The organism is Jannaschia sp. GRR-S6-38 (genome assembly GCF_029853695.1).
In the GTDB taxonomy this organism is placed as follows: Bacteria; Pseudomonadota; Alphaproteobacteria; order Rhodobacterales; family Rhodobacteraceae; genus Jannaschia; species Jannaschia ovalis.
Map to the genome: position 1 here is coordinate 2,183,502 of NZ_CP122537.1, position 18,316 is coordinate 2,201,817.

General features: G+C 71.1%; 21 protein-coding genes. 3 read left to right on the forward strand and 18 right to left on the reverse strand.

All coding sequences use genetic code 11. The features are described 5' to 3' along the window. Positions 1 to 8: 8 nt before the first annotated feature. From P8627_RS11070 to glmU, 4 genes are read right to left on the reverse strand one after another with little or no spacing between them, the layout of a single operon-like run. Positions 9 to 1,130, reverse strand: a complete 1,122-nt coding sequence (locus P8627_RS11070; protein ID WP_407932984.1) for a BaiN/RdsA family NAD(P)/FAD-dependent oxidoreductase — start codon at positions 1,128 to 1,130, stop codon at positions 9 to 11. Positions 1,131 to 1,174: 44 nt separating this feature from the next. Then, positions 1,175 to 1,822, reverse strand: a complete 648-nt coding sequence (locus tag P8627_RS11075; RefSeq protein WP_279964158.1) for a DNA alkylation repair protein — start codon at positions 1,820 to 1,822, stop codon at positions 1,175 to 1,177. A gap of 47 nt (positions 1,823 to 1,869) precedes the next feature. Beyond that, positions 1,870 to 3,675, reverse strand: coding sequence for a glutamine--fructose-6-phosphate transaminase (isomerizing) (glmS, locus tag P8627_RS11080; RefSeq protein ID WP_279964159.1), 1,806 nt, complete (start codon positions 3,673 to 3,675; stop codon positions 1,870 to 1,872). After that, positions 3,675 to 5,018 carry a bifunctional UDP-N-acetylglucosamine diphosphorylase/glucosamine-1-phosphate N-acetyltransferase GlmU gene (gene glmU / locus P8627_RS11085; RefSeq protein WP_279964160.1) on the reverse strand — a complete coding sequence of 448 codons (1,344 nt, stop codon included), beginning with the start codon at positions 5,016 to 5,018 and terminating at the stop codon, positions 3,675 to 3,677. The genes glmS and glmU overlap by 1 nt, the downstream gene beginning before the upstream one ends. 84 nt (positions 5,019 to 5,102) lie before the next feature. Here glmU and P8627_RS11090 point away from each other — a divergent pair, with 84 nt between their 5' ends. Continuing rightward, positions 5,103 to 5,774 (forward strand): HAD-IA family hydrolase, encoded by a 672-nt coding sequence (locus P8627_RS11090; RefSeq protein ID WP_279964161.1) that lies wholly within the window; start codon positions 5,103 to 5,105, stop codon positions 5,772 to 5,774. Here the strand turns inward: P8627_RS11090 and P8627_RS11095 are convergent. The 8 genes from P8627_RS11095 to P8627_RS11130 form a co-directional block, all read right to left on the reverse strand. Continuing rightward, positions 5,732 to 7,060 (reverse strand): MmgE/PrpD family protein, encoded by a 1,329-nt coding sequence (locus P8627_RS11095; RefSeq protein WP_279964162.1) that lies wholly within the window; start codon positions 7,058 to 7,060, stop codon positions 5,732 to 5,734. The two genes, P8627_RS11090 and P8627_RS11095, sit on opposite strands and share 43 nt — an antisense overlap. 74 nt (positions 7,061 to 7,134) lie before the next feature. Continuing rightward, positions 7,135 to 7,491 carry a monovalent cation/H(+) antiporter subunit G gene (mnhG, locus tag P8627_RS11100; RefSeq protein ID WP_279964163.1) on the reverse strand — a complete coding sequence of 119 codons (357 nt, stop codon included), beginning with the start codon at positions 7,489 to 7,491 and terminating at the stop codon, positions 7,135 to 7,137. Continuing rightward, on the reverse strand, positions 7,488 to 7,823 hold the full coding sequence (locus tag P8627_RS11105) for a cation:proton antiporter (protein ID WP_279964164.1): 336 nt from the start codon (positions 7,821 to 7,823) through the stop codon (positions 7,488 to 7,490). The genes mnhG and P8627_RS11105 overlap by 4 nt, the downstream gene beginning before the upstream one ends. Positions 7,824 to 7,836: 13 nt before the next feature. Then, entirely contained in the window at positions 7,837 to 8,316 is a 480-nt protein-coding gene (locus P8627_RS11110) for a Na+/H+ antiporter subunit E (RefSeq protein ID WP_279964165.1), read from the reverse strand. Continuing rightward, positions 8,313 to 9,815 carry a Na+/H+ antiporter subunit D gene (locus tag P8627_RS11115; RefSeq protein ID WP_279964166.1) on the reverse strand — a complete coding sequence of 501 codons (1,503 nt, stop codon included), beginning with the start codon at positions 9,813 to 9,815 and terminating at the stop codon, positions 8,313 to 8,315. The genes P8627_RS11110 and P8627_RS11115 overlap by 4 nt, the downstream gene beginning before the upstream one ends. Then, the gene (locus P8627_RS11120; protein WP_279964167.1) at positions 9,812 to 10,171 is read right to left on the reverse strand and encodes a Na+/H+ antiporter subunit C; all 360 of its coding nucleotides are present in this window, start codon (positions 10,169 to 10,171) and stop codon (positions 9,812 to 9,814) included. The genes P8627_RS11115 and P8627_RS11120 overlap by 4 nt, the downstream gene beginning before the upstream one ends. Further along, a complete protein-coding gene (locus P8627_RS11125; protein ID WP_279964168.1) occupies positions 10,171 to 10,593 on the reverse strand; it encodes a Na+/H+ antiporter subunit B in 423 nt (140 codons plus the stop codon). The genes P8627_RS11120 and P8627_RS11125 overlap by 1 nt, the downstream gene beginning before the upstream one ends. Continuing rightward, entirely contained in the window at positions 10,590 to 12,824 is a 2,235-nt protein-coding gene (locus P8627_RS11130; protein WP_279964169.1) for a putative monovalent cation/H+ antiporter subunit A, read from the reverse strand. Before P8627_RS11130 ends, P8627_RS11125 begins: the two co-directional genes overlap by 4 nt. Before the next feature lie 102 nt (positions 12,825 to 12,926). On the opposite strand from P8627_RS11130, the gene P8627_RS11135 reads away from it, so the two are divergent. Continuing rightward, positions 12,927 to 13,850, forward strand: a complete 924-nt coding sequence (locus P8627_RS11135; protein WP_279964170.1) for a hydrogen peroxide-inducible genes activator — start codon at positions 12,927 to 12,929, stop codon at positions 13,848 to 13,850. 38 nt (positions 13,851 to 13,888) lie between these two features. Here P8627_RS11135 and P8627_RS11140 read toward each other — a convergent pair whose 3' ends face one another. The 3 genes from P8627_RS11140 to P8627_RS11150 all read right to left on the reverse strand — a co-directional run bounded on the left by P8627_RS11140 (position 13,889) and on the right by P8627_RS11150 (position 16,227). Then, complete coding sequence (locus P8627_RS11140) at positions 13,889 to 14,707, reverse strand: EAL domain-containing protein (protein ID WP_279964171.1); 819 nt, start codon at positions 14,705 to 14,707, stop codon at positions 13,889 to 13,891. Positions 14,708 to 14,778: 71 nt separating this feature from the next. Beyond that, positions 14,779 to 15,339: a type 1 glutamine amidotransferase domain-containing protein gene (locus P8627_RS11145; RefSeq protein WP_279964172.1), complete on the reverse strand. Its 561-nt coding sequence runs from the start codon at positions 15,337 to 15,339 to the stop codon at positions 14,779 to 14,781. Positions 15,340 to 15,411: 72 nt separating this feature from the next. Then, positions 15,412 to 16,227 (reverse strand): LysR family transcriptional regulator, encoded by an 816-nt coding sequence (locus tag P8627_RS11150; RefSeq protein WP_279964173.1) that lies wholly within the window; start codon positions 16,225 to 16,227, stop codon positions 15,412 to 15,414. An 87-nt stretch (positions 16,228 to 16,314) separates the two neighbouring features. Here P8627_RS11150 and P8627_RS11155 point away from each other — a divergent pair, with 87 nt between their 5' ends. After that, positions 16,315 to 16,491, forward strand: coding sequence for a hypothetical protein (locus P8627_RS11155; RefSeq protein ID WP_279964174.1), 177 nt, complete (start codon positions 16,315 to 16,317; stop codon positions 16,489 to 16,491). On the opposite strand, the gene P8627_RS11160 is transcribed toward P8627_RS11155, so the two are convergent. The 3 genes from P8627_RS11160 to P8627_RS11170 all read right to left on the reverse strand — a co-directional run bounded on the left by P8627_RS11160 (position 16,460) and on the right by P8627_RS11170 (position 18,301). Continuing rightward, a complete protein-coding gene (locus tag P8627_RS11160; protein WP_279964175.1) occupies positions 16,460 to 17,386 on the reverse strand; it encodes a sterol desaturase family protein in 927 nt (308 codons plus the stop codon). The two genes, P8627_RS11155 and P8627_RS11160, sit on opposite strands and share 32 nt — an antisense overlap. Further along, on the reverse strand, positions 17,383 to 17,772 hold the full coding sequence (locus tag P8627_RS11165) for a hypothetical protein (RefSeq protein ID WP_279964176.1): 390 nt from the start codon (positions 17,770 to 17,772) through the stop codon (positions 17,383 to 17,385). The genes P8627_RS11160 and P8627_RS11165 overlap by 4 nt, the downstream gene beginning before the upstream one ends. 76 nt (positions 17,773 to 17,848) lie before the next feature. Next, complete coding sequence (locus P8627_RS11170) at positions 17,849 to 18,301, reverse strand: Lrp/AsnC family transcriptional regulator (protein ID WP_279964177.1); 453 nt, start codon at positions 18,299 to 18,301, stop codon at positions 17,849 to 17,851. Between the last annotated feature and the right edge of the window lie 15 nt (positions 18,302 to 18,316).

Below are 18,316 nucleotides of genomic sequence, written 5' to 3' on the forward strand. Positions count from 1 at the left end.
CCCGGACGCTAGCGCGCAGCCCGCTCCGCCAGCGCGACCCCCGCGGCCCAGCCCGACGACCAGGCCCATTGGAAATTGTAGCCGCCCAGCCAGCCGGTGACGTCCACCGCCTCGCCAATGGCGTAGAGCCCCGACACCGCCCGCGCCTCCATCGTCTTCGACGACAGCGCGTCGGTGGCGATGCCGCCCGCCGTGACCTCGGCCTTGGCATAGCCCTCGGTCCCCGTCGGGTGGAAGGTCAGCGCGCCCAGCATCCCGGCGGCGCGGTCCAGCTCCGCATCGGGCGTGTTGCCCAGCTCGCGGGCGATGCCGATCCGTGCGGCCAGCGCCTCGGCCAGCCGGTTGGGCAGATGCTCGGCCAGCGCGGCCTTCAGCCCCGCGCGCGGCATCCGGGCCCGCGCCTCGCGCAGAAGCCGGCCCGCATCGGCCAGAAGCTCCAGCACCACCGCCTCGCCCGGCCGCCAATAGGACGACACCTGCAGCACCGCCGGCCCGGACAGCCCGCGATGGGTGAAGAGCGCGGCCTCCGCGAAGCGCGCCCCGCCCGCCTCCGCCACCGCGGGCACGGCGACGCCCGACAGCTCCAGCCGCTCGGTCTCGGACAGGGTCAGCGGCACCAGCGCCGGGCGCGGCGGCACGACCGCCAGCCCGAAGCGGCGCGCGATGTCATAGGCCACGCCCGTCGCGCCCATCTTCGGGATCGACGGCCCGCCGGTCGCGATCACCAGCGCCGGCGCCACGGCGCCCGCCACGCGGAACAGCCCGTCGCCATGCCCGATCTCGCCGATCGCCGTCTCCAGCCGGATCTCGACGCCGCCCTTGGCGCATTCCTCCAGCAGCATCGCCACCACGGCCCGGGCCGAGCCGTCGCAGAACAGCTGCCCCAGCGTCTTCTCGTGCCAGGCGATGCCGTGCGCCTCGATCAGCGCCAGGAAATCCCATTGCGTGTAGCGGTTGAGCGCCGACTTCGCGAAATGCGGGTTCTCGGACAGGAAATTCGCGGGCTCGCAGCCGGTATTGGTGAAGTTGCAGCGCCCGCCGCCCGAGATCAGGATCTTCTTGCCGGGCTTCGGCGCATGGTCGATCACCAGCACCCGCGCGCCGCCTTGGCCCGCGATGGCGGCGGCCATCAGCCCGGCGCCACCGGCGCCCAGCACGATCGCGTCATGGGTCGTCACGCGGCGCGGAAGGCGGCCGCCCGCTCCGGGTCGTGGCGCGCCAGATCGCGCAGCCAGCTCGCGACGGCCTGCGCGATGACCGGGCGCTTGTCGTCCCGCATCGCCGCCGCCCAGCCCAGCACCCGCTCGCGGATCGCGAGATCGGCCTCGGAGGGATGGTTCATCTTGGCCCAGGGCGCGGTCGCGGCCAGCGCCGTGCGCCGGGTCCAGACATTCGCCGCGCCGGTCCAGTCCGCGACCACCTCCAGCCGCGCCGGATCGGCCTGCAGCCGCCGCGCGATGGCCGCCGCGCCGGCATCGGCGATGGCGCGGCAATCGAACCCGTGCACCCAGCGCTCCAGCAGCGCCCAGGGCCCGTGATCGGGCCGGATCCGCGCCTGGGTCAGCAGCCGCAGCGCCAGCATCCGCGCGTCGAACAGCTCCGACCGCCACAGCGCATCCGCCAGCAGCACGCGTCGGTCCACATCCGTCCTCGCGCGGATCTCGTCCGACAGCGCGCGGAGCGTCTCGGGGGCGACGCCCAGCGTCTCGCGCGCGGTCCGGTTGGCGGCGCGATCGCGGGCCGCGCGGGCCGGGTCGCCCGCTTCGCGCAGCCGGTCCAGCACATCCTCGGGTCGCGGGGTCGCGTCAATCACGTCCGACATGGATCACCCGTAGATCACCCGTGGATCACCCACGAAATTCCGGCCCCTCATTCGACCGTCACCGACTTCGCCAGGTTGCGCGGCTGGTCGACGTCCGTGCCCTTCGCGACGGCCACGTGATAGGCCAGGAGCTGCGCCGGGACGGCATAGAGGATCGGCGTGAAGACCGGCGCGACCGCGGGCATCGAGAGCACCTGCCAGACCCCGTCTGACGCGGTCTCCGCGCCCCGCGCATCGGTCACCAGGAGCACCTTCCCCTCGCGGGCCATGACCTCCTGCATATTCGAGACGGCCTTGTCGAACAGCCCGTCCTTCGGCGCGAAGACGATGATCGGCATCGACTGGTCGACCAGCGCGATCGGCCCGTGCTTGAGTTCGCCCGCCGCGTAGCCTTCTGCGTGGATATAGCTGATTTCCTTGAGTTTCAGCGCGCCTTCCAGCGCCAGCGGATACATCGGCCCGCGCCCCAGGAACAGGATGTCCGAGGCCTCCGCCAGCTCGTGCGCCAGCGCCTCGCAGCGGTCCTCGATCCCGAGCGCCGTGCTGACGAGGCCGGGCAGGGCGCGCAGCCCCGCGACGAGCTCCGCCTCGCGTGCGGCATCCACGAGGCCCCGGTCGACGCCCGCGCGGATGGCAAGCGCCAGCAGGACGGCCAGCTGGTTGACGAAGGCCTTGGTCGAAGCCACCCCCACCTCTACCCCGGCGAGGATCGGCAGCGCGACGTCGCTTTCCCGCGCGATGCTGCTCTCGGCCACGTTGACCACCGAGACGATGGCCCGGGCCTTGCCGCGGGCATAGCGCAACGCGGCCAGCGTGTCGGCCGTCTCGCCCGACTGGCTGACGAAGAGCGCGGTGTTGTCGGTGCCGACGGGGCCCTCGCGGTAGCGGTATTCCGAGGCGATATCGACATCGACCGGCAGCCGCGCGAGGCTCTCGAACCAGTATTTCGCCACGATGCAGGCGATATGCGCCGTGCCGCAGGCCACCATCTGGACGCGGTCCGTGGCCGCCCAGTCATAGGCGACGGGCGGGACGATGCGGTCGCCCTCCGTATAGGCGTCGATCACCTGCGCCAGGGTTTGCGGCTGCTCGTGGATCTCCTTGGCCATGAAGTGCCGGTGGCCCGCCTTCTCCATCTGCCGCGCCTCGACCGAGACGCGACGGATCTCGCGGCCGACCTGGTGGCCCGCGGCGTCGAAGATCTGCGCGCCCGCCCGCGTCACCACGGCCCGGTCGCCATCCTCGAGATAGGTGACCCGGTCGGTCAGGCCCGAGAGCGCGATGGCGTCCGAGCCGACATACATCTCGCCCTGCCCGTGCCCGATCGCCAGCGGCGGCCCCTGGCGGCCGCAGATCAGCAGGTCCGGCTCGCCCTCGAACAGGAAGCACAGCGCATAGGCCCCGCGCAGACGATCAATGGTGGCGAAGGCGGCCTCGCGCGGGGACTTGCCCGCCGCGAGGTAGTGCTCGCAGAGGCGCACGATGGTCTCGGTGTCGGTCTGGCTCTCCCACGGGCCGTCGAGCTCGGCGCGCAGCTCCTGGAAGTTCTCGATGATGCCGTTATGGACGACGGCCACGCGGCCGGAGCGGTGGGGGTGGGCGTTGCCCTCGGTCACGGCGCCATGGGTGGCCCAGCGCGTGTGCCCGATGCCCGCGCGCCCCGCGAGCGGCTCGGAGACCAGAAGATCGGCGAGGTTCACGAGCTTGCCCACGGCGCGGCGGCGCTCCAGCCGGTCGTCGTGGACGGTGGCGATGCCCGCGCTGTCATAACCGCGATATTCCAGCCGTTTCAGCGCATCGACCATGATCGGCGCGGCCTGGTGGTTGCCCAGTATCCCGATGATCCCGCACATCAGCCTGCCTCCTTCGCCGCCCGGAGCCGCGCCATCATGCGGCGCGCCAGCCCGGGCTTGTTGACCTGTTTCGACCGGCCCAGCGCCAGGTCGCCATCGGGCACGTCGCCGGTGACCACGCTGCCCGACCCGGTCATCGCGGCCTCGCCCACGCGCACCGGCGCGACCAGCGCGCTGTTCGAGCCGATGAAGGCATCCGCGCCGATCACGGTGCGATGCTTGAAGACGCCGTCGTAATTGCAGGTGATGGTGCCCGCGCCGATATTGGCCCGCGCGCCCACCTCGGCATCTCCGATATAGGAGAGGTGGTTGATCTTCGCACCCTCATGCACCTGCGCGGCCTTCACCTCGACGAAATTGCCGACCCGCACGCCGCGGTCCAGCTCGGCCCCGGTGCGCAGCCGCGCGTAGGGCCCGATCACGCAGCCATCCGAGACGTGGCAGCCCTCGAGATGGCTGAAGGCGCGGATCGTGGCGCCGGATTCGACGGTGACCTCGGGGCCGAAGACGACATGCGGCTCGACCGTCACGTCGCGGCCCAGGACCGTGTCATGGGCCAGGAAGACGGTTTCGGGCGCGGTCATGGTCACGCCGTCCGCCAGCGCCGCGGTCCGGGCCCGGGCCTGGAAGGCGGCCTCGGCGGCGGCGAGGTCGGCGCGGGTGTTTACGCCCATCGTCTCGGCCTCGGGGCAGGTGACGACGCGGGCGGAGAGGCGCGCCGCCCGCGCGAGGCCCACGATATCGGTGAGGTAGTATTCGCCCGCGGCGTTGTCGTTGCCGACCTGGTCGATCAGGTCGAACAGCACGCCCGCATCGGCGGCGATGACGCCGGAATTGCACAGCCGGATGGCCAGCTCCGCTTCGGTGGCGTCCTTGGCCTCGACGATGCGCTCCAGCCGGTCGCCATCGGTGACGAGCCGCCCGTAGCGCCCGGGCACGGCCGCCTCGAAGCCCAGCACGACGATATCGGCGCCCGCAGCGCGGGCCGCCAGCATGTCCTGCAACGTCCCGGGGCGGATGAAGGGCGTGTCGCCGTAGAGCACGACCGCGTCGCCCGCGAAGCCGTCGAGCGCGGGGCGGGCCTGCGCGACGGCTTGGGCGGTGCCATTCTGCGCCTCCTGGCGGACGACCCGGATACCCGGGTCGTGATCCGTCGCGGCGGCCTCGACCGCGTCGCCGCCATGGCCGGCGACGATGATCGTGCGCGCGGGCGACAGGCTCGCCCCGGCGCGCAGGGCATGGACCAGAAGCGGCGCGTGGGCCACGCGGTGCAGGACCTTGGGCAGGTCCGATTGCATGCGGCTGCCCTGTCCGGCGGCCAAAACGATCAACGCGACGGCCATGATGCACCTTTCCCCGGGATGGTCGTCGTTCTACCTCCCCGGTGATCTGCCACAAGCCCGGCCTCGGCGAAAGGACACCCGCGGATGAAACGAAGTGTCATATTCGATCTCGACGGAACGCTCTGCGACACGTCGGGCGACCTGCTGGCGGCGGCGAACGCGGCCTTCGCGCATCTCGGCCGCGCGGTGCGGCTGGATCCCTCGGCGACCGAGGACCGGGCCACCGCGTTGCGCGGCGGGCGGGCGATGCTGCGGCTCGGGCTGGGCCGGCTGGGCGAGGTCGACGAGGCGGAGGTCGATGCCGGCTACCAGCCGCTCCTCGATGCCTACGCGCGCGACATCTGTTCGCAGACCGTGTTCTATCCCGGCGCGCTTGAGGCGGTGGAGCGGCTGCGCGACCGCGGCGACGCGGTGGGCATCTGCACCAACAAGCCCGAGGGGCTGGCGGTCAGCCTGATGCGCGCGCTGGGCGCGCTGGAGCGGTTCGACAGCCTGGTCGGGGCCGACACGCTGGAGGTCCGCAAGCCGCATCCCGAGCATTTCGTGCAGGCCGTGACCCGCGCCGGTGGTGATCCGGGCCGCTCGGTCTTGATCGGTGACACCCAGACCGACCGCGAGACGGCGCGGCGCGCGGGCGTGCCGTCGGTGCTCGTCACCTTCGGGCCCGGCGCCGACCGGGTGCGCGCGCTGGAGCCCGAGGCGCTGCTCGACGATTACGCCGAGCTGGAAGCGGTGCTGGAGGGGCTGGGGCTGTGATCGCCCCGATCCGAGGCTGATAGAGCGGGGCGCAGCGCGTCCCGGACCGCGCGCGCATCCGCCGGATCCCAGAGCGTCGCGGCGACCGCGCGCTGCCGGGCGGGCGGCAGGATGCCGTCGGTGAACGCGTCGAACTTGGCCCGCAGCTCGGCATCCGAGGGCGGGGCCTCGGCGTCCCAGCGGGGGCGGTGCCAGTCGCTGACATGGTTGCGGCCGCCGGCGGTGATGCGGGCGCGGGCGATGCGCGTGCCGGGAAAGAGCGCGTTGGCCTCGGCGCTTTCCTCGAAGCGCAGGCAGGCGGCGAGGCGCCGCACCTCCGGGTCGTGGAGCGCCGCGCCGTGCAGGTCCGCCGGGCCGATGCCGCCGCGGGCGAGCGCGATGGCCACGGGAAAGGCCGTGGAATACTGCGCCTCCTCCGGCGTGGCGGGATGGCAGGTCGCGAGCCGGGTGCTTTCGTGGAAGGTCTCGATCACGATCTCGGTGACGGGGCCCCGCAGATCGGCGCGCAGCGACAGCACGGCCTCGACCGGCGGCTGCGCCCAGCGGCAGACCGGGTAGGGCTTGAAATACTGCTCGGCGATCATCCAGCGGCGGCCCAGATCGGCCCAGGCCGCGCCGGTCAGCGTCCGCGCGGGCGCGCCGGTGAACCCGCGGGCGGCCAGCAGCGCAGCCTGCACGCCGACCATCGCGCCCTGGCCCGAGCCGTCCTTCACCATCGTCGGGTGGTCGATGCAGCGCATCATCTGGCTGCGGGGCCCGTGATATTCGGCGATGCCCGCCGCATGGGCCATCGCGTCCCGGTCCAGCCCCGCGATCCGCCCGGCGAGCAGCGCCAGGGCCGGTGCGACCCAGGACCCGGAGGTGTGATAATCGGGGCAGCTCGCGTGCTGGACGATGGCGAGGCGGCTGGCCAGTTCGTAGCCGCGCGCCAGCAGGTCCAGAAGCGCCGCGCCGGGCAAGTCGTCCGGCGCCACCGCGATGAGCCCCGCCAGAAGGCCGCAGCCGCAATGTCCCTTCGCGGGGTTGAACCCGTCATGCCCGTCCAGCGCGTCGATGGTCATGCCCGCCGCCAGCGCGGCGCCCATGGGCGAGGCCATGCGCGTGTCGAAGGCCAGCGGTACGGCACCCGGCAGGTCCCCGGCGGCGTGGTCCCGCGCGATCCGTGCCATGGGCAGGCCCGCGCCCCCCCAGCCCACGCCGCCCAGGTCCAGCAGGCAGCGCCGGGCCTGGTGCAGCGCGGCGGCGGGCAGGGGGGTGGTGTCGCGGGCGAAGGCGATCGGGTCCATGGCCCGCAGGCTCGCGCCCCGCTTCGCGCCGTGCTGTCCCATCCGCGACATCGCGCGCCAGGCGCGCGCCCGCCTCAGCCGTCGGGGTCGCGGTCGGGGACGCCCAATTTGCGCGCGGCGGTCGGGTCCACCTTGGTCGGCGGCCAGAGCGGCACGCCCGCGCGGAAGGCCGCGCGCCCGATCATATGCGCGCCCACCGGCGCGGTCAGCAGCAGGAACAGCATGATCGCCACGCCGCGCGCCACGGTCGGCACGTCGCCGAAGCCCACGACCACCGCCAGCATGATCAGCCCCGAGCCCAGCGTGCCCGCCTTCGTCGTCGCGTGCATCCGGATCAGCACGTCGGGCAGGCGCAGGATGCCCAGCCCGGCGATGAAGGAAAAGAAGCCGCCAAGGATCACCGCGACCGACAGGAAGATCTCGAGGATCATGGATCGTCCCCCAGGCTGCGCAGCTCCGCCTCGGGGGCGCGGCGGGCGGCCCGCTCGACGAAACGGGCCAGCGCGACGGTGGCGAGGAAGCCGATCAGCGCCAGCACCACCGCCACGTCGAGAAAGGCGGTCGAGCCGGTCTGAATGGCGAAGAGGCCGCAGAAGGCGACGATCAGCACGGTCATGGTGTCCAGCGCCACGACCCGGTCGGACAGGGACGGGCCCTTCACCAGCCGGAACATCGCCAGGATCACCCCCAGCATCACCAGAACGAAGCCCGCCTGCACGGAGAAGGCGAGGATTGGCATCTGCTCGGTCAGCGTGGGCGTCACGGTCGGGCCTCCCTCATGACAGGGCCTCGCGGACCCAGCGTTCCATCCCGTTCTCGATGTCGCTGACGATCTTCTCGGGATCGTCGGAGAACATGGCGTGGACGAAGAGCGTGTTGCAATCCTCGGTCACGTCGAGGCTGAGCGTGCCCGGCGTGAGCGAGATCAGGTTGGTGACCAGCAGCACCTCGGCCTCGCCCTTGGCCTTCAGCGGCACGGCGATGATGCCCGGCCGGGCGCGGTGGCGCGGCGTCAGCACGTCCCAGGCAACCGAGAGCGAGGAGACGATGAGCTCCCAGTGGAAGAGCACGATCAGCTTCAGCCAGCGCCAGACCCGCAGGAAATAGCCGCCGCCGCGATTGGCGAAAAGCGGCTGGATGATCCAGAGCGCGAAGAAGCCCACGACCAGCCCGACCCCGAGGCCCGGCAGGGTGAATTGCCCGGTCAGGGCGGCCCAGGCAACGGCCAGCAGCAGGTTGAGCAGAAACAGGTTCACGAGCGGTCCCCCAGAACGGCGGCGATATAGGCGGTCGGGTCCAGCAGCTCGTCCGCCGCACGGGTCGCGACCTGGACGAAGGGCTCCGGGAAGAGGCCGATCACCACGGTCAGCGTCGCCATCGCCGCGATCGGCAGGAGCAGCGCCATCCGGTCGCCCAGGGGCAGGCTGGACAGGCGCGGCAGGGCCCCGGTTGGATGCGGCGCCCAGAAGGCCCGGCCCCAGATCTTGGTCATGGAATAGATGGTCATCAGCCCCACGGCCAGCGCGGCGGCGGCCACCCACCAGAGCTGCAGGTCGAGCGAGGCCTTCACCAGCACGTATTTCGCCCAGAACCCTGAGAGCGGCGGGAAGCCCGCGAGGCTGAAGGCCGGAATCAGGAACAGAAGCGACAGGAGGGGCGCGCCCTTGTAGAGCCCGCCGATCCGCTCGATATCGGTGCCCCCCGCGATCCGGTTGGCCACGCCCGAGACGAGGAACAGGTTAGCCTTCACGATGATGTGGTGGACGAGGTAGAACACCGCCCCCATCAGCGCCAGCGGCGTCAGGAGCGCGAGGCCCAGCACCATGTAGCCGATCTGGCTGACGATGTGGAACGACAGGATCCGGCGGAAATCGCTCTGCGCCGCGGCGCCGAGAACTCCGGTGATCATGGTCAGCACCGCGATCCAGAGCAGCAGCCCGTGGGTGAAGGCCACGTCCTGCGTGAAGACCAGCGTGAACATCCGCATCAACGCGTAGACGCCCACCTTGGTCAGAAGCCCCGCGAAGACCGCCGAGACCGAAAAGGACGGCGCGTGGTAGGCGGCGGGCAGCCAGAAGAAGAGCGGGAAGACCGCGGCCTTCACCCCGAATCCCACGAGGAACATCGCCGCGATCACCGTGACGAGGCCCGGATCGGCGTCCTGCACGGCGAAATGCAGGTCGGCGAGGTTCAGCGTGCCGGTCACCCCGTAAAGCAGGCCGATCCCCGACAGGAACAGGATCGTCGAGATCAGGTTCAGCGTGACGTATTTGATGCCCGCATCGAGCTGGATGCGCTTGCCGCCCATGACCAGCAGCCCGAAGGACGAGATCAGCATGACCTCGAACCAGACATAGAGGTTGAACAGATCGCCCGTCAGGAAGGCGCCGCAGACGCCCGCGATCAGGACCTGGAACAGGGCGTGGTAGCCCTGCTCCTCCATCTCGGCGGTGATGTCGGCGGCGGCGTAGACGGCGACGGCCAGCGCGGTGATGCCGGTGATGACCACCATCACCGCCGACAGCGTGTCGGCGACCAGCGTGATGCCGAAGGGGGCGGGCCAGTCGCCCATCTGCGCGGCGATCGGCCCCTCGGCCAGCACGCGGGCCAGCAGCGCGATACCGGCCAGCAGCATCAGCGCCGCGCCGGTCACGCTGATCCAGCGCCCCTCGCGGTTGCGGCGAAACAGGAAGGCCAGGACCGCGGTGGCGAAGGGCAGGATCAGGGGCAGGGGCAGCAGGATCGCGGGGGTCACGCGCGCTCCTCCGGCTCGGCCAGCCGCATCTCGTCCGAGTCGAGCGTGCCGAGGTTCTGGTAGCCGCGATAGACCAGAACCAGCGCGAAGGCGAAGAGGCCGAAGCCGATCACGATGGCCGTCAGGACCAGCGCCTGCGGCAGCGCGTTGGCCACGCCTTCGGGCGGGGCGGCGGCGCCGTATTCGATCAGCGGCGGGGATTCGGGCGTCAGCCCGCCCGAGGCGAAGATCAGCAGGTTCGCGGCGTTCGAAATGAGGATCAGCCCGAAGAGGAAGCGCAGCACGTTGCGCGCCAGCATCAGGTAGACCGCGGCGGCGACCAGCGCGCCGACCATCAGGGCGACCAGCGTCTCCATCAGACCTCCTCCTCCAGCCCGAGGACGATGGTCAGGACCGAGCCCAGCACCACCAGGTAGACGCCGATATCGAAGACCAGCACCGTCGAGAGCGGCAGGCCCTTGTCGCCCTCGGTGGCGCCGATGAAGAGCCATTGCCCGGCGAAGAGCGCGTCGCGGTCGAGGAAGGCCGAGACGCCGGCCAGCAGCGCCAGGCCCAGCCCGACCACGGCGATGGTCTGCGGCTCGATCCGCAGCGCCTCGCGCGCGGCGCGGCAGCCATGGGCGATGGCGTAGAGGATGAACCCCGTGGCCCCGATCAGCCCGCCGATGAAGCCGCCGCCCGGCTCGTTATGGCCGCGGATCAGCATGTAGAAGCTGAAGACCAGCAGAAGGCCGACCAGCACGCGGGTGGCGGCGCGGACGATGAGCGAGGATTTCACGGCCGGGCCCTCCGGGTTCCGCGCAGGAGCGCGTAGGCCCCCAGCGCGGCGATGGCGACGACCGCGATCTCGCCGAAAGTGTCCAGCGCGCGGAAATCGACGAGGATCACGTTCACGATGTTGCGGCCATGGGCGATGGGCGCCGAGGTGGCCTCGAAGAAGGCGGTCAGGCGCAGGTCCAGCGGCGCCTGCATCACGGCGAGCAGGACCAGCGACGTCAGGGCCCCGAGGCTCAGCGCCAGCGCCATGTCCCAACCGCGCAGGCGCGAGACGTTCTCGATCTTCATGCGCGGCAGCTTGAGCATGGCGACGGCCACCAGGACGACCTGCAGAACCTCGACCAGAAGCTGGGTGATCGCCACGTCGGGCGCGCCGAACATGATGAAGATCAGCGCCACGCCGATACCCACCGTGCCCAGCGCGGCGACGGCGGTCATGCGGCTGTTGGTGGCCGCGGTCAGCAGGGCGCCGACCAGAATGAAGATCAGCACCGACCAGTGCTTGGCGCGCAGATCCTCGAGCGGCGGCAGGTCGGGCAGCACGCCGCCGCGCCAGATCGCCCAGGCCAGCACCGCGGCGAGCGTGGCGAAGGTCACGAAGACGTAGCGCCGCAACCGCCCGGTCTGGATCAGGCCGGTCAACCCCTTCGAGCCGTCCGATACGCCGTCCATCAACCGGTCCCAACCCGGATCGAACCGCGCGGGCACCTGCGCCAGCCGCGCGCGCATCGGCGCGTGGACGAGGTAGATCACGAAGCCCAGCGCGAAGGTCAGGAGCGACAGGATGAAGGCGGCGTTGACCTCCTTGAAGAGGTAGAGATCGACCTCCGCCGGGGCGCCCAGAACGGCGGCGGTGGCGGGCGCGACCAGAAGCTCGGCGTGGTCGGGCATTAGCCCCGCCGCCACCCCGAGCGCGGCCAGCAGAAGCGGCCCGGCCAGCATTGGCCATGGCCCCTCATGCGGGGTGACGGGCGTGGCGGCCAGCTTGCCGGTGAAGGGCCGCCAGGCGACGATGCCGCCCGCCGCGAACATCAGCGCCGAGGCGGCGAAGGCGCAGCCGGTTACCCACCAAACGGCAACGGGCGCGTCCAGCGCGGCCTTGTACATGAACTCCTTCCCGATGAAGCCGAACAGCGGCGGCAGCCCGGCCATGCTGAGCGCCGCGAGCGCCGCCGCCAGCGCCGTCAGCGGCATCGCCCGCGCCAGCCCGCGCAGAATCGTCGCATCCCGCGTGCCGGTGCCGTGATCGACCACGCCGATCATCAGGAACAGCGCCGCCTTGTAGAAGCTGTGGACCAGAAGGAAGGTCATCGCCGCCTCGATGGCGGCGGCCGTTCCCAGCCCGATGAACATCACCAGCGTGCCCAGCGCCATCAGCGTCGTATAGGCCAGCACCTGCTTGATGTCGGTCTGGCGGATCGCCAGCACGCTGGCGAAGACCGCGGTCACGCCGCCGAACAGAATCAGCGTCCAGAACCAGATCTCGCTGCCGCCGAGCGACGGGTTCATCCGGGCCAGAAGGTAGACGCCGCCCTTCACCATCGTGGCCGAATGCAGATAGGCGCTGACCGGCGTCGGCGCGGCCATCGCGTTGGGCAGCCAGAAATGGAACGGCACCTGCGCCGACTTGGTGAAGGCCCCCGCCACGACCAGCAGGAAGATCGGCAGGTAGAGCGCGTGACCGGTCAGGCTGCCCTCGATCTCGCTGATCTCGAAGGTGCCTGCGGCCGTGCCGATCAGCACGATCCCCGCCAGGAAGGCCAGCCCGCCGATCCCCGTCACCAGAAGCGCCTGCAGCGCGTTGCGGCGCGCCTTGGCCTGGTCGGCGTCGAAGCCGATCAGCAGGTAGGAGGTGATCGTCGTGATCTCCCAGAAGACGAACAGCGCCAGCAGGTTGTCCGACAGCACGAGGCCCAGCATCCCGCCCATGAAGCCCAGCAGGTAGATTACGAAGCGCGTGTAATGCGGGTGTCCGCCCAAGTAGCGCGTCGAATAAAGCGTCACCAGCGCGCCGATCCCGGTGATCAGGAGCGCGAAGGACAGCGACAGCCCGTCGAGCAGGATCCCGAGCGTCACTCCCAGCGACGGCGCCCAGTCGAGCCGCCAGAGCAGCACCTCGCCCGCGGCGACGGCGGGGACGAATTGCAGAAGCCATGCGAACAGCCCCAGCGGCACCAGTACGGAGATCACCCCCGCCGGCCCGCCCAGAACGCGGTTCGATGCCTCGGCCATGCCTGCCCCTTTTCAACCTTCGCGGGAAGATAGGCGGTGGGTTTGATTGTTCAACCCATAAGTATATGTCAGTTTCAATAGCGAAGGACTATCGCCAAAGCCATGCCCACGCTCCAGCAGTTCCGCTATCTCGTCGCCGTGGCCGACACGCTGCATTTCCGCCGCGCCGCCGAGATGGTGCATGTCACGCAGCCCACGCTGTCGGCGCAGCTGCGCGAGCTCGAGGGCAAGCTAGGCGTCCAGTTGGTCGAACGCTCGCGCGCCGGGGTCACGCTGACGCCGGTCGGCGCCGAGGTCGCGGCCCGGGCCCGCGCGGTGCTGCGCGACGTCGAGGATATCGTCGGGCTGGCGCGCGCCGGGGCCGATCCGCTGGCGGGGACGGTGCGGGTGGGCGTGGTCGGCAGCCTCGGCAGCTATTTCCTGCCGCTGGTCATCCCCGCCTTGCACGAGGCCTATCCCCGGCTGACCTTCTATGTCCGCGAGGGGCTGGCCGCCGACCTGATGGGGCGGTTGCGCGACGGGGCGCTGGACCTTCTGTTCTTTCCCGTCCCGGTCGAGGGGCCGGGCCTGCATGTCGAGCCGCTCTTCCACGAGCCGCTCCTGATGGTGCTGCCGTCCGAGCATCCGCTGGCCCGTCGCCCCGTGATCCCGCGCGGCGCGCTGCGCGGCGAGACGGTGATGACGCTGGAAACCGGGCACCGGCTGCACGACACCGTGGCCGCGCTGGCCGAGGAGGTGGGCGCGACGCTGTCGCTCGACTACGAGGGGACCTCGCTCGACACGCTGCGGCAGATGGTGGCGACGGGGCTGGGCCTGTCGGTCCTGCCGGCGCTCTACATCCGCTCGGAAGTGGCGCGCGAGAAGCTGGTCGTCGCCCGCCCGCTGTCGGACCCGGCGCCCGGGCGCGATATCGGCATGATCTGGCGCGCCACGGCGGCGCGGGGCGAGGCCTTCGCCGAACTGGCGCAGGTGATCCGCCGGACGCTGGCGGCCGAGGCGCCGGAGGTGCGCGTCATCGCGCCCTGAGCGCGGATCGCCCGCGCGCGCGCCCCGGTGCCCGACCGTCAGGACGAGCCGGCGTCGACCGCATCCGCCGGCGGCGGCAGCCAGCCCGGTTTGGTCTGCGGCGCGCCGTAGTAATAGCCCTGCAGGCAGTCGATACCCGCCCCGGCGAGGAACTCCGCCTCGCCGCGCGTCTCGACCATCTCGGCCACGGTGAACATGTCGAAGCTGCGCGCCAGCCCGATCAGCGCCTCGAGCAGGCATTGGTTGTCGGGGTCGCTGTCGCAGTCGCGCACGAAGCTGCCGTCGATCTTCACGAGGTCGAAGTAGAATTCCTTGAGGTCGCGGAACGAGGTCCGCCCGGCGCCGAAATCGTCCAGCGCAAAGGTGATGCCCTTGTCCTGCCAGTCGGTCATGAAGCTCTTCACGAGCTCGGGGACCTGCATCGCGCTCGCCTCGCTGATCTCGAGGATCAGCCGCTCGCCCACGGTGGCGTCGCGCGCCATGCCCCGACGCAGCGTCCGGGTCCATCTGGGGTAGCCGATCGACCGGGCCGACATGTTGATCGCCAGCCGCAACGTGGGGGTCTGCGCCAGGGCATCGAGGCCGCAGCGCAGCGCGGCGCAGTCGATCTCGCGGCCCAGCTCCCGCCTCTCGACCACCGGCATGAACTGGCCCGCGGGAATGACCCGGCCGGTTTCGTCGAGCACGCGGATCAGCCCCTCGTGGAAGGCCGGCATCCCGGTGGCCGCGCCGATCACTGGCTGGAAGGCCAGCATGACGTGGTCCGCCTCCAGCGCGGCGCGCACCATGTCCAGCACGAACCGGTCCCGCTCGCTCACCGCGACGCTGAGCGGGTCCTCCGCCCCCTCCGATGACAAGCCGCGACGTGACAAGGGCCCCTCCGCCTCTCCAGCGGGGGACCCTTGGCATGCCGGTCGTTTCGGTCGGGTTAAGCGGCGGGGCGCGCGTGGCGGCCTTCCTCGACCTCCTCGACGATCTTGGCGACGAAATCGTCCAGATCGTCCGGATTGCGGCTCGTGATGATGCCGTTCGAGACGACCACCGACTCGTCCTTCACGTTGGCGCCCGCGTTCTTCAGGTCGGTGCGGATCGACTTGTAGCAGGTCATGTCGCGGCCCTGAGCCACGCCCGCCTCGATCAGCAGCCAGGGCGCGTGGCACACGGCGGCGACGATCTTGCCGGATTTCACGAAGGCCTGGATCAGCGAGATGGCCTCGGGCTCGACGCGCAGCAGGTCGGGATTGATCTGGCCGCCGGGCAGGACGAGCGCGTGGTAGTCGTCGGCCTTCGCGTCCGAGAGCTTCAGGTCCGAGGCGACGCTGTCGCCCCAGTCGTCGCCGTCCCAGCCCTTGACCGCGTCGCCCGAGGGCGAGGCGACGTGGACGGTGGCGCCCTTGGCCTTGAGGTCTTCGAGCGGCTTCATCAGTTCGGACTGCTCGAAGCCGTGGGTGGCGAGAATCAGGATCTTGGCATCGGTGATTGCGGGCATGAAAGCCTCCTTCTGTCTGCGGGTTCGCCGGGTGAACGGGCAGCGGAGGGGCGCGGTTCCGGTCCCCTCGCGTCAGCTGCCGAGGATGGCGGCGATCCGCTCCAGCGCGCGGCGGATCTCGGGCAGGTACCGGTCGTCCTGGTGGCTGACGAGCCAGCGGTCATGCGCCAGCTCGTCGATTTCGGGGCCGCGCCGGACCAGCCCCGGGACCCCGTCGCCCAGGAAGGTCGGCAGAAGCGCCATGCCGCGGCCTGCCAGCGCTAGGTCGAGCGCGTTGCGCGGGGCGGTGACCTCGAGCGCGGCACCGGCACCCGCGCGCGCCAACAGCCAGCGCGAGGAGGGCGCCGCGCCGCGCGTGACAATCCAGTCGGCGGGCGCGTCGGGCCGCGCATAGGGCGCGAAGCCCACCCGGGCGAGCCGGCGCCCGGCGAGGGTCGGCTCGGTCGGGCGGGCGTTGCGGATGCCGATGGCGATCTCGCGATGCGGCAGGTCGCGCGGCACCTCGTCGGAGACGAAGCGCAGCCGCAGGGCAGGCGGGTCGCCCGCAATGTCGGCCACCCGGTCGAGCAGCGCGAGCGTTGTCCATGTCCCCGCGGAGATCTTCACCAGCGGGGCCGCCTCCTGCCGCGCCGGCCGCATCAGCGCGTCGATCTGCGCGTCGAGCGGGGCGAGCCGGGCGAGGAAGGCCTCGCCTTCGGCGGTCAGCTCGTAGCCGCGGTCGTGGCGGAGGAAAAGCTCCTGCCCGATGCGCCGCTCGAAGGCGCGGATCCGGCGGCCCAGCGTCGCTGGGCTGCGCCCGGTCGCGGAGGCCGCCGGCGACAGCCCGCCCGCCCGCGCCACGGCGAGCACCAGCCGCAGGTCGTCCCAGTTTCCGGCCGTTTCATCCACGAAACGAAGCTTTCGTTCTGTTGCATTCCTGAAGCGATAGGGCCCCGCTAGACCGGAGCCCGTCAACCCCGCGCCACGGAGGATGCGATGACCCGACGGAGCGACGCCGCGGCCGAACAGGCCTTCTACGACACCCACGGGACGCGGGCCGCGTGGCTCGCCTATCTGGCGGTCTGCCGGGTCGCCGGGCTCTGGCCGCGCCCCCGGCCGCCGCGCCGGGGGCGTGAGACGCTCAGCCGGTCTGCGGCCCGCCGGGCGGGGTGATGGCGCCGTCGGCCGCGGCCCGCGCCTTGATCTGCGCGCTGGTCATGCGGCTGCCGTCATGGCTCCAGCCCGGCGGGGCGACGGCATAGGCCGCTCGTTCGCGCCAGCTCAGCCCGGGCCGCGTCACATCCCGGATCAGCGCGACCCATTCGTGAAACGCCACGCGCAGCGGATTGAAGGTGCCGAGATTCTGCACCAGCCCGTAATCGGGCCGCGCGCGCTCGGCCACGAAGGTGCCGAACAGCCGGTCCCAGACGATGAACACCCCCGCGTAGTTGGCGTCGAGGTATTCGGGGTTGCGGCCGTGATGGACGCGGTGATGGCTGGGCGTGTTCATCACCGCCTCGAACCAACGCGGCATCTTTCCGATCGCCTCGGTGTGGATCCAGAACTGGTAGACCAGGTTGAGCCCGCCCACGAAGAGCACCATCGCCGGGTGGAAGCCCAGCAGGATCAGCGGCGCGCGCACCACCATCATGAAGGTGAAGGTTCCGGTCCAGGTCTGCCGAAGCGCGGTGGTCAGGTTGTAATGCTGGCTGGAATGGTGATTGACGTGGCTGGCCCAGACCCAGCGGATGCGGTGTCCGAAGCGGTGCACCCAGTAGTAACGCAGGTCGTCCAGCACGAAGCACAGCGCCACCACCCACCAGGCCGTCCCGAGGTCGAGCGGCGTGATCCGCCAGAGCGCCATGAAGAACCCCCAGGCGAGAAAGCCAAGCGCGATCCCCGCCACGACATTGCCCGCGCCCATCACCAGCGAGGTCGCGGCGTCGCGCGTCTCGTAGCGGCCGCCCCGGCCGCGGATCGCGATCCAGAGCAGCTCGGCCAGGATCGCCGCGATGAACAGCGGCACCGCCAGCTGCACCACGTCCGGGTAGGTCAGGTCGTCCATCATGCGCGCTTCTCCAGGATTGGGGCCAGCATCGGGGCCCAGGCGCGGGCGGTCTCGGGGGGCAGGCGCAGCACGGGCGCGCCGGGATCGGGGAAGCGGATGACGAGGCCGGTCTCGCCCGTCCGGATCCGAGCGCCGTCGAGGCTGCGGGCGGTGCTGTCGGCGCCCATCGTCCAGACCACGCCCGCGCCGCCGTCGATCAATGCGGCCCGGCCGTCGGGCCCGAGCAGCGCGCGGCGTGCCGCGGCGCCGGTGTTGCGCCGCCAATGGGCCAGCGCTTCGGCCTCGTCCGCGAAGGTCAGCCCCCGGGACAGGCCCAGCGCATGCATCAGCGCGACCAGCCCGCCGATCCCCCCGACGACCAGAAGCCCCAGCAGCCAAAGCGGCATCGCGATCTCCTCCCTCGGAGGGAACGGGACATGCCCGCCACCGCGACGTCAAGCGTGACGCGGGGGCCGGGCGGGGTCAGGCGCGATCGTCCTTCGGGCTGCCCATCACGACGTAGGAGGTCAGTGCCGCCACCTGCGGCAGGACGCCCAACACCTCGGTATGCAGGTGCTTGTAGGCCGCCAGATCGCGCACCTCGACCCGCAGCAGGTATTCCACCGTGCCGGTCACGTTATGGCACTCGCGGACTTCCGGCGCGCGCGCGACGGCGCGTTCAAACGCCTCCTGCCCGGCCTTGGTGTGGTCGTTGAGCCCGACCGCGACATAGGCGACGAAGCCGATGCCCGTCGCCTCCGGCCCCAGGATCGCGCGGTAGCCGCGGATCGCGCCCGACGCTTCGAGCGCCTGCACCCGGCGCAGCGTCGCCGAGGGCGACAGGCCGATCCGCTCGGCCAGCCGCTGGTTGGTCATTCGGCCGTCCCGCGATAGCTCGCGCAGGATTCGGTCGTCATATGCGTCGATTGCGGTCATTGATTTCGATTATCC

Bases quoted from the DNA above. Each gene is read 5' to 3' on its own strand.
- P8627_RS11070 (WP_407932984.1), bottom strand. From the start codon at position 1,130: ATGGCCGCCGCCATCGCGGGCCAAGGCGGCGCGCGGGTGCTGGTGATC.
- P8627_RS11075 (WP_279964158.1), bottom strand. From the start codon at position 1,822: ATGTCGGACGTGATTGACGCGACCCCGCGACCCGAGGATGTGCTGGAC.
- glmS (WP_279964159.1), bottom strand. From the start codon at position 3,675: ATGTGCGGGATCATCGGGATACTGGGCAACCACCAGGCCGCGCCGATC.
- glmU (WP_279964160.1), bottom strand. From the start codon at position 5,018: ATGGCCGTCGCGTTGATCGTTTTGGCCGCCGGACAGGGCAGCCGCATG.
- P8627_RS11090 (WP_279964161.1), top strand. From the start codon at position 5,103: ATGAAACGAAGTGTCATATTCGATCTCGACGGAACGCTCTGCGACACG.
- P8627_RS11095 (WP_279964162.1), bottom strand. From the start codon at position 7,060: ATGGACCCGATCGCCTTCGCCCGCGACACCACCCCCCTGCCCGCCGCC.
- mnhG (WP_279964163.1), bottom strand. From the start codon at position 7,491: ATGATCCTCGAGATCTTCCTGTCGGTCGCGGTGATCCTTGGCGGCTTC.
- P8627_RS11120 (WP_279964167.1), bottom strand. From the start codon at position 10,171: ATGGAGACGCTGGTCGCCCTGATGGTCGGCGCGCTGGTCGCCGCCGCG.
- P8627_RS11130 (WP_279964169.1), bottom strand. From the start codon at position 12,824: ATGGCCGAGGCATCGAACCGCGTTCTGGGCGGGCCGGCGGGGGTGATC.
- P8627_RS11135 (WP_279964170.1), top strand. From the start codon at position 12,927: ATGCCCACGCTCCAGCAGTTCCGCTATCTCGTCGCCGTGGCCGACACG.
- P8627_RS11145 (WP_279964172.1), bottom strand. From the start codon at position 15,339: ATGCCCGCAATCACCGATGCCAAGATCCTGATTCTCGCCACCCACGGC.
- P8627_RS11155 (WP_279964174.1), top strand. From the start codon at position 16,315: ATGACCCGACGGAGCGACGCCGCGGCCGAACAGGCCTTCTACGACACC.
- P8627_RS11160 (WP_279964175.1), bottom strand. From the start codon at position 17,386: ATGATGGACGACCTGACCTACCCGGACGTGGTGCAGCTGGCGGTGCCG.
- P8627_RS11165 (WP_279964176.1), bottom strand. From the start codon at position 17,772: ATGCCGCTTTGGCTGCTGGGGCTTCTGGTCGTCGGGGGGATCGGCGGG.
- P8627_RS11170 (WP_279964177.1), bottom strand. From the start codon at position 18,301: ATGACCGCAATCGACGCATATGACGACCGAATCCTGCGCGAGCTATCG.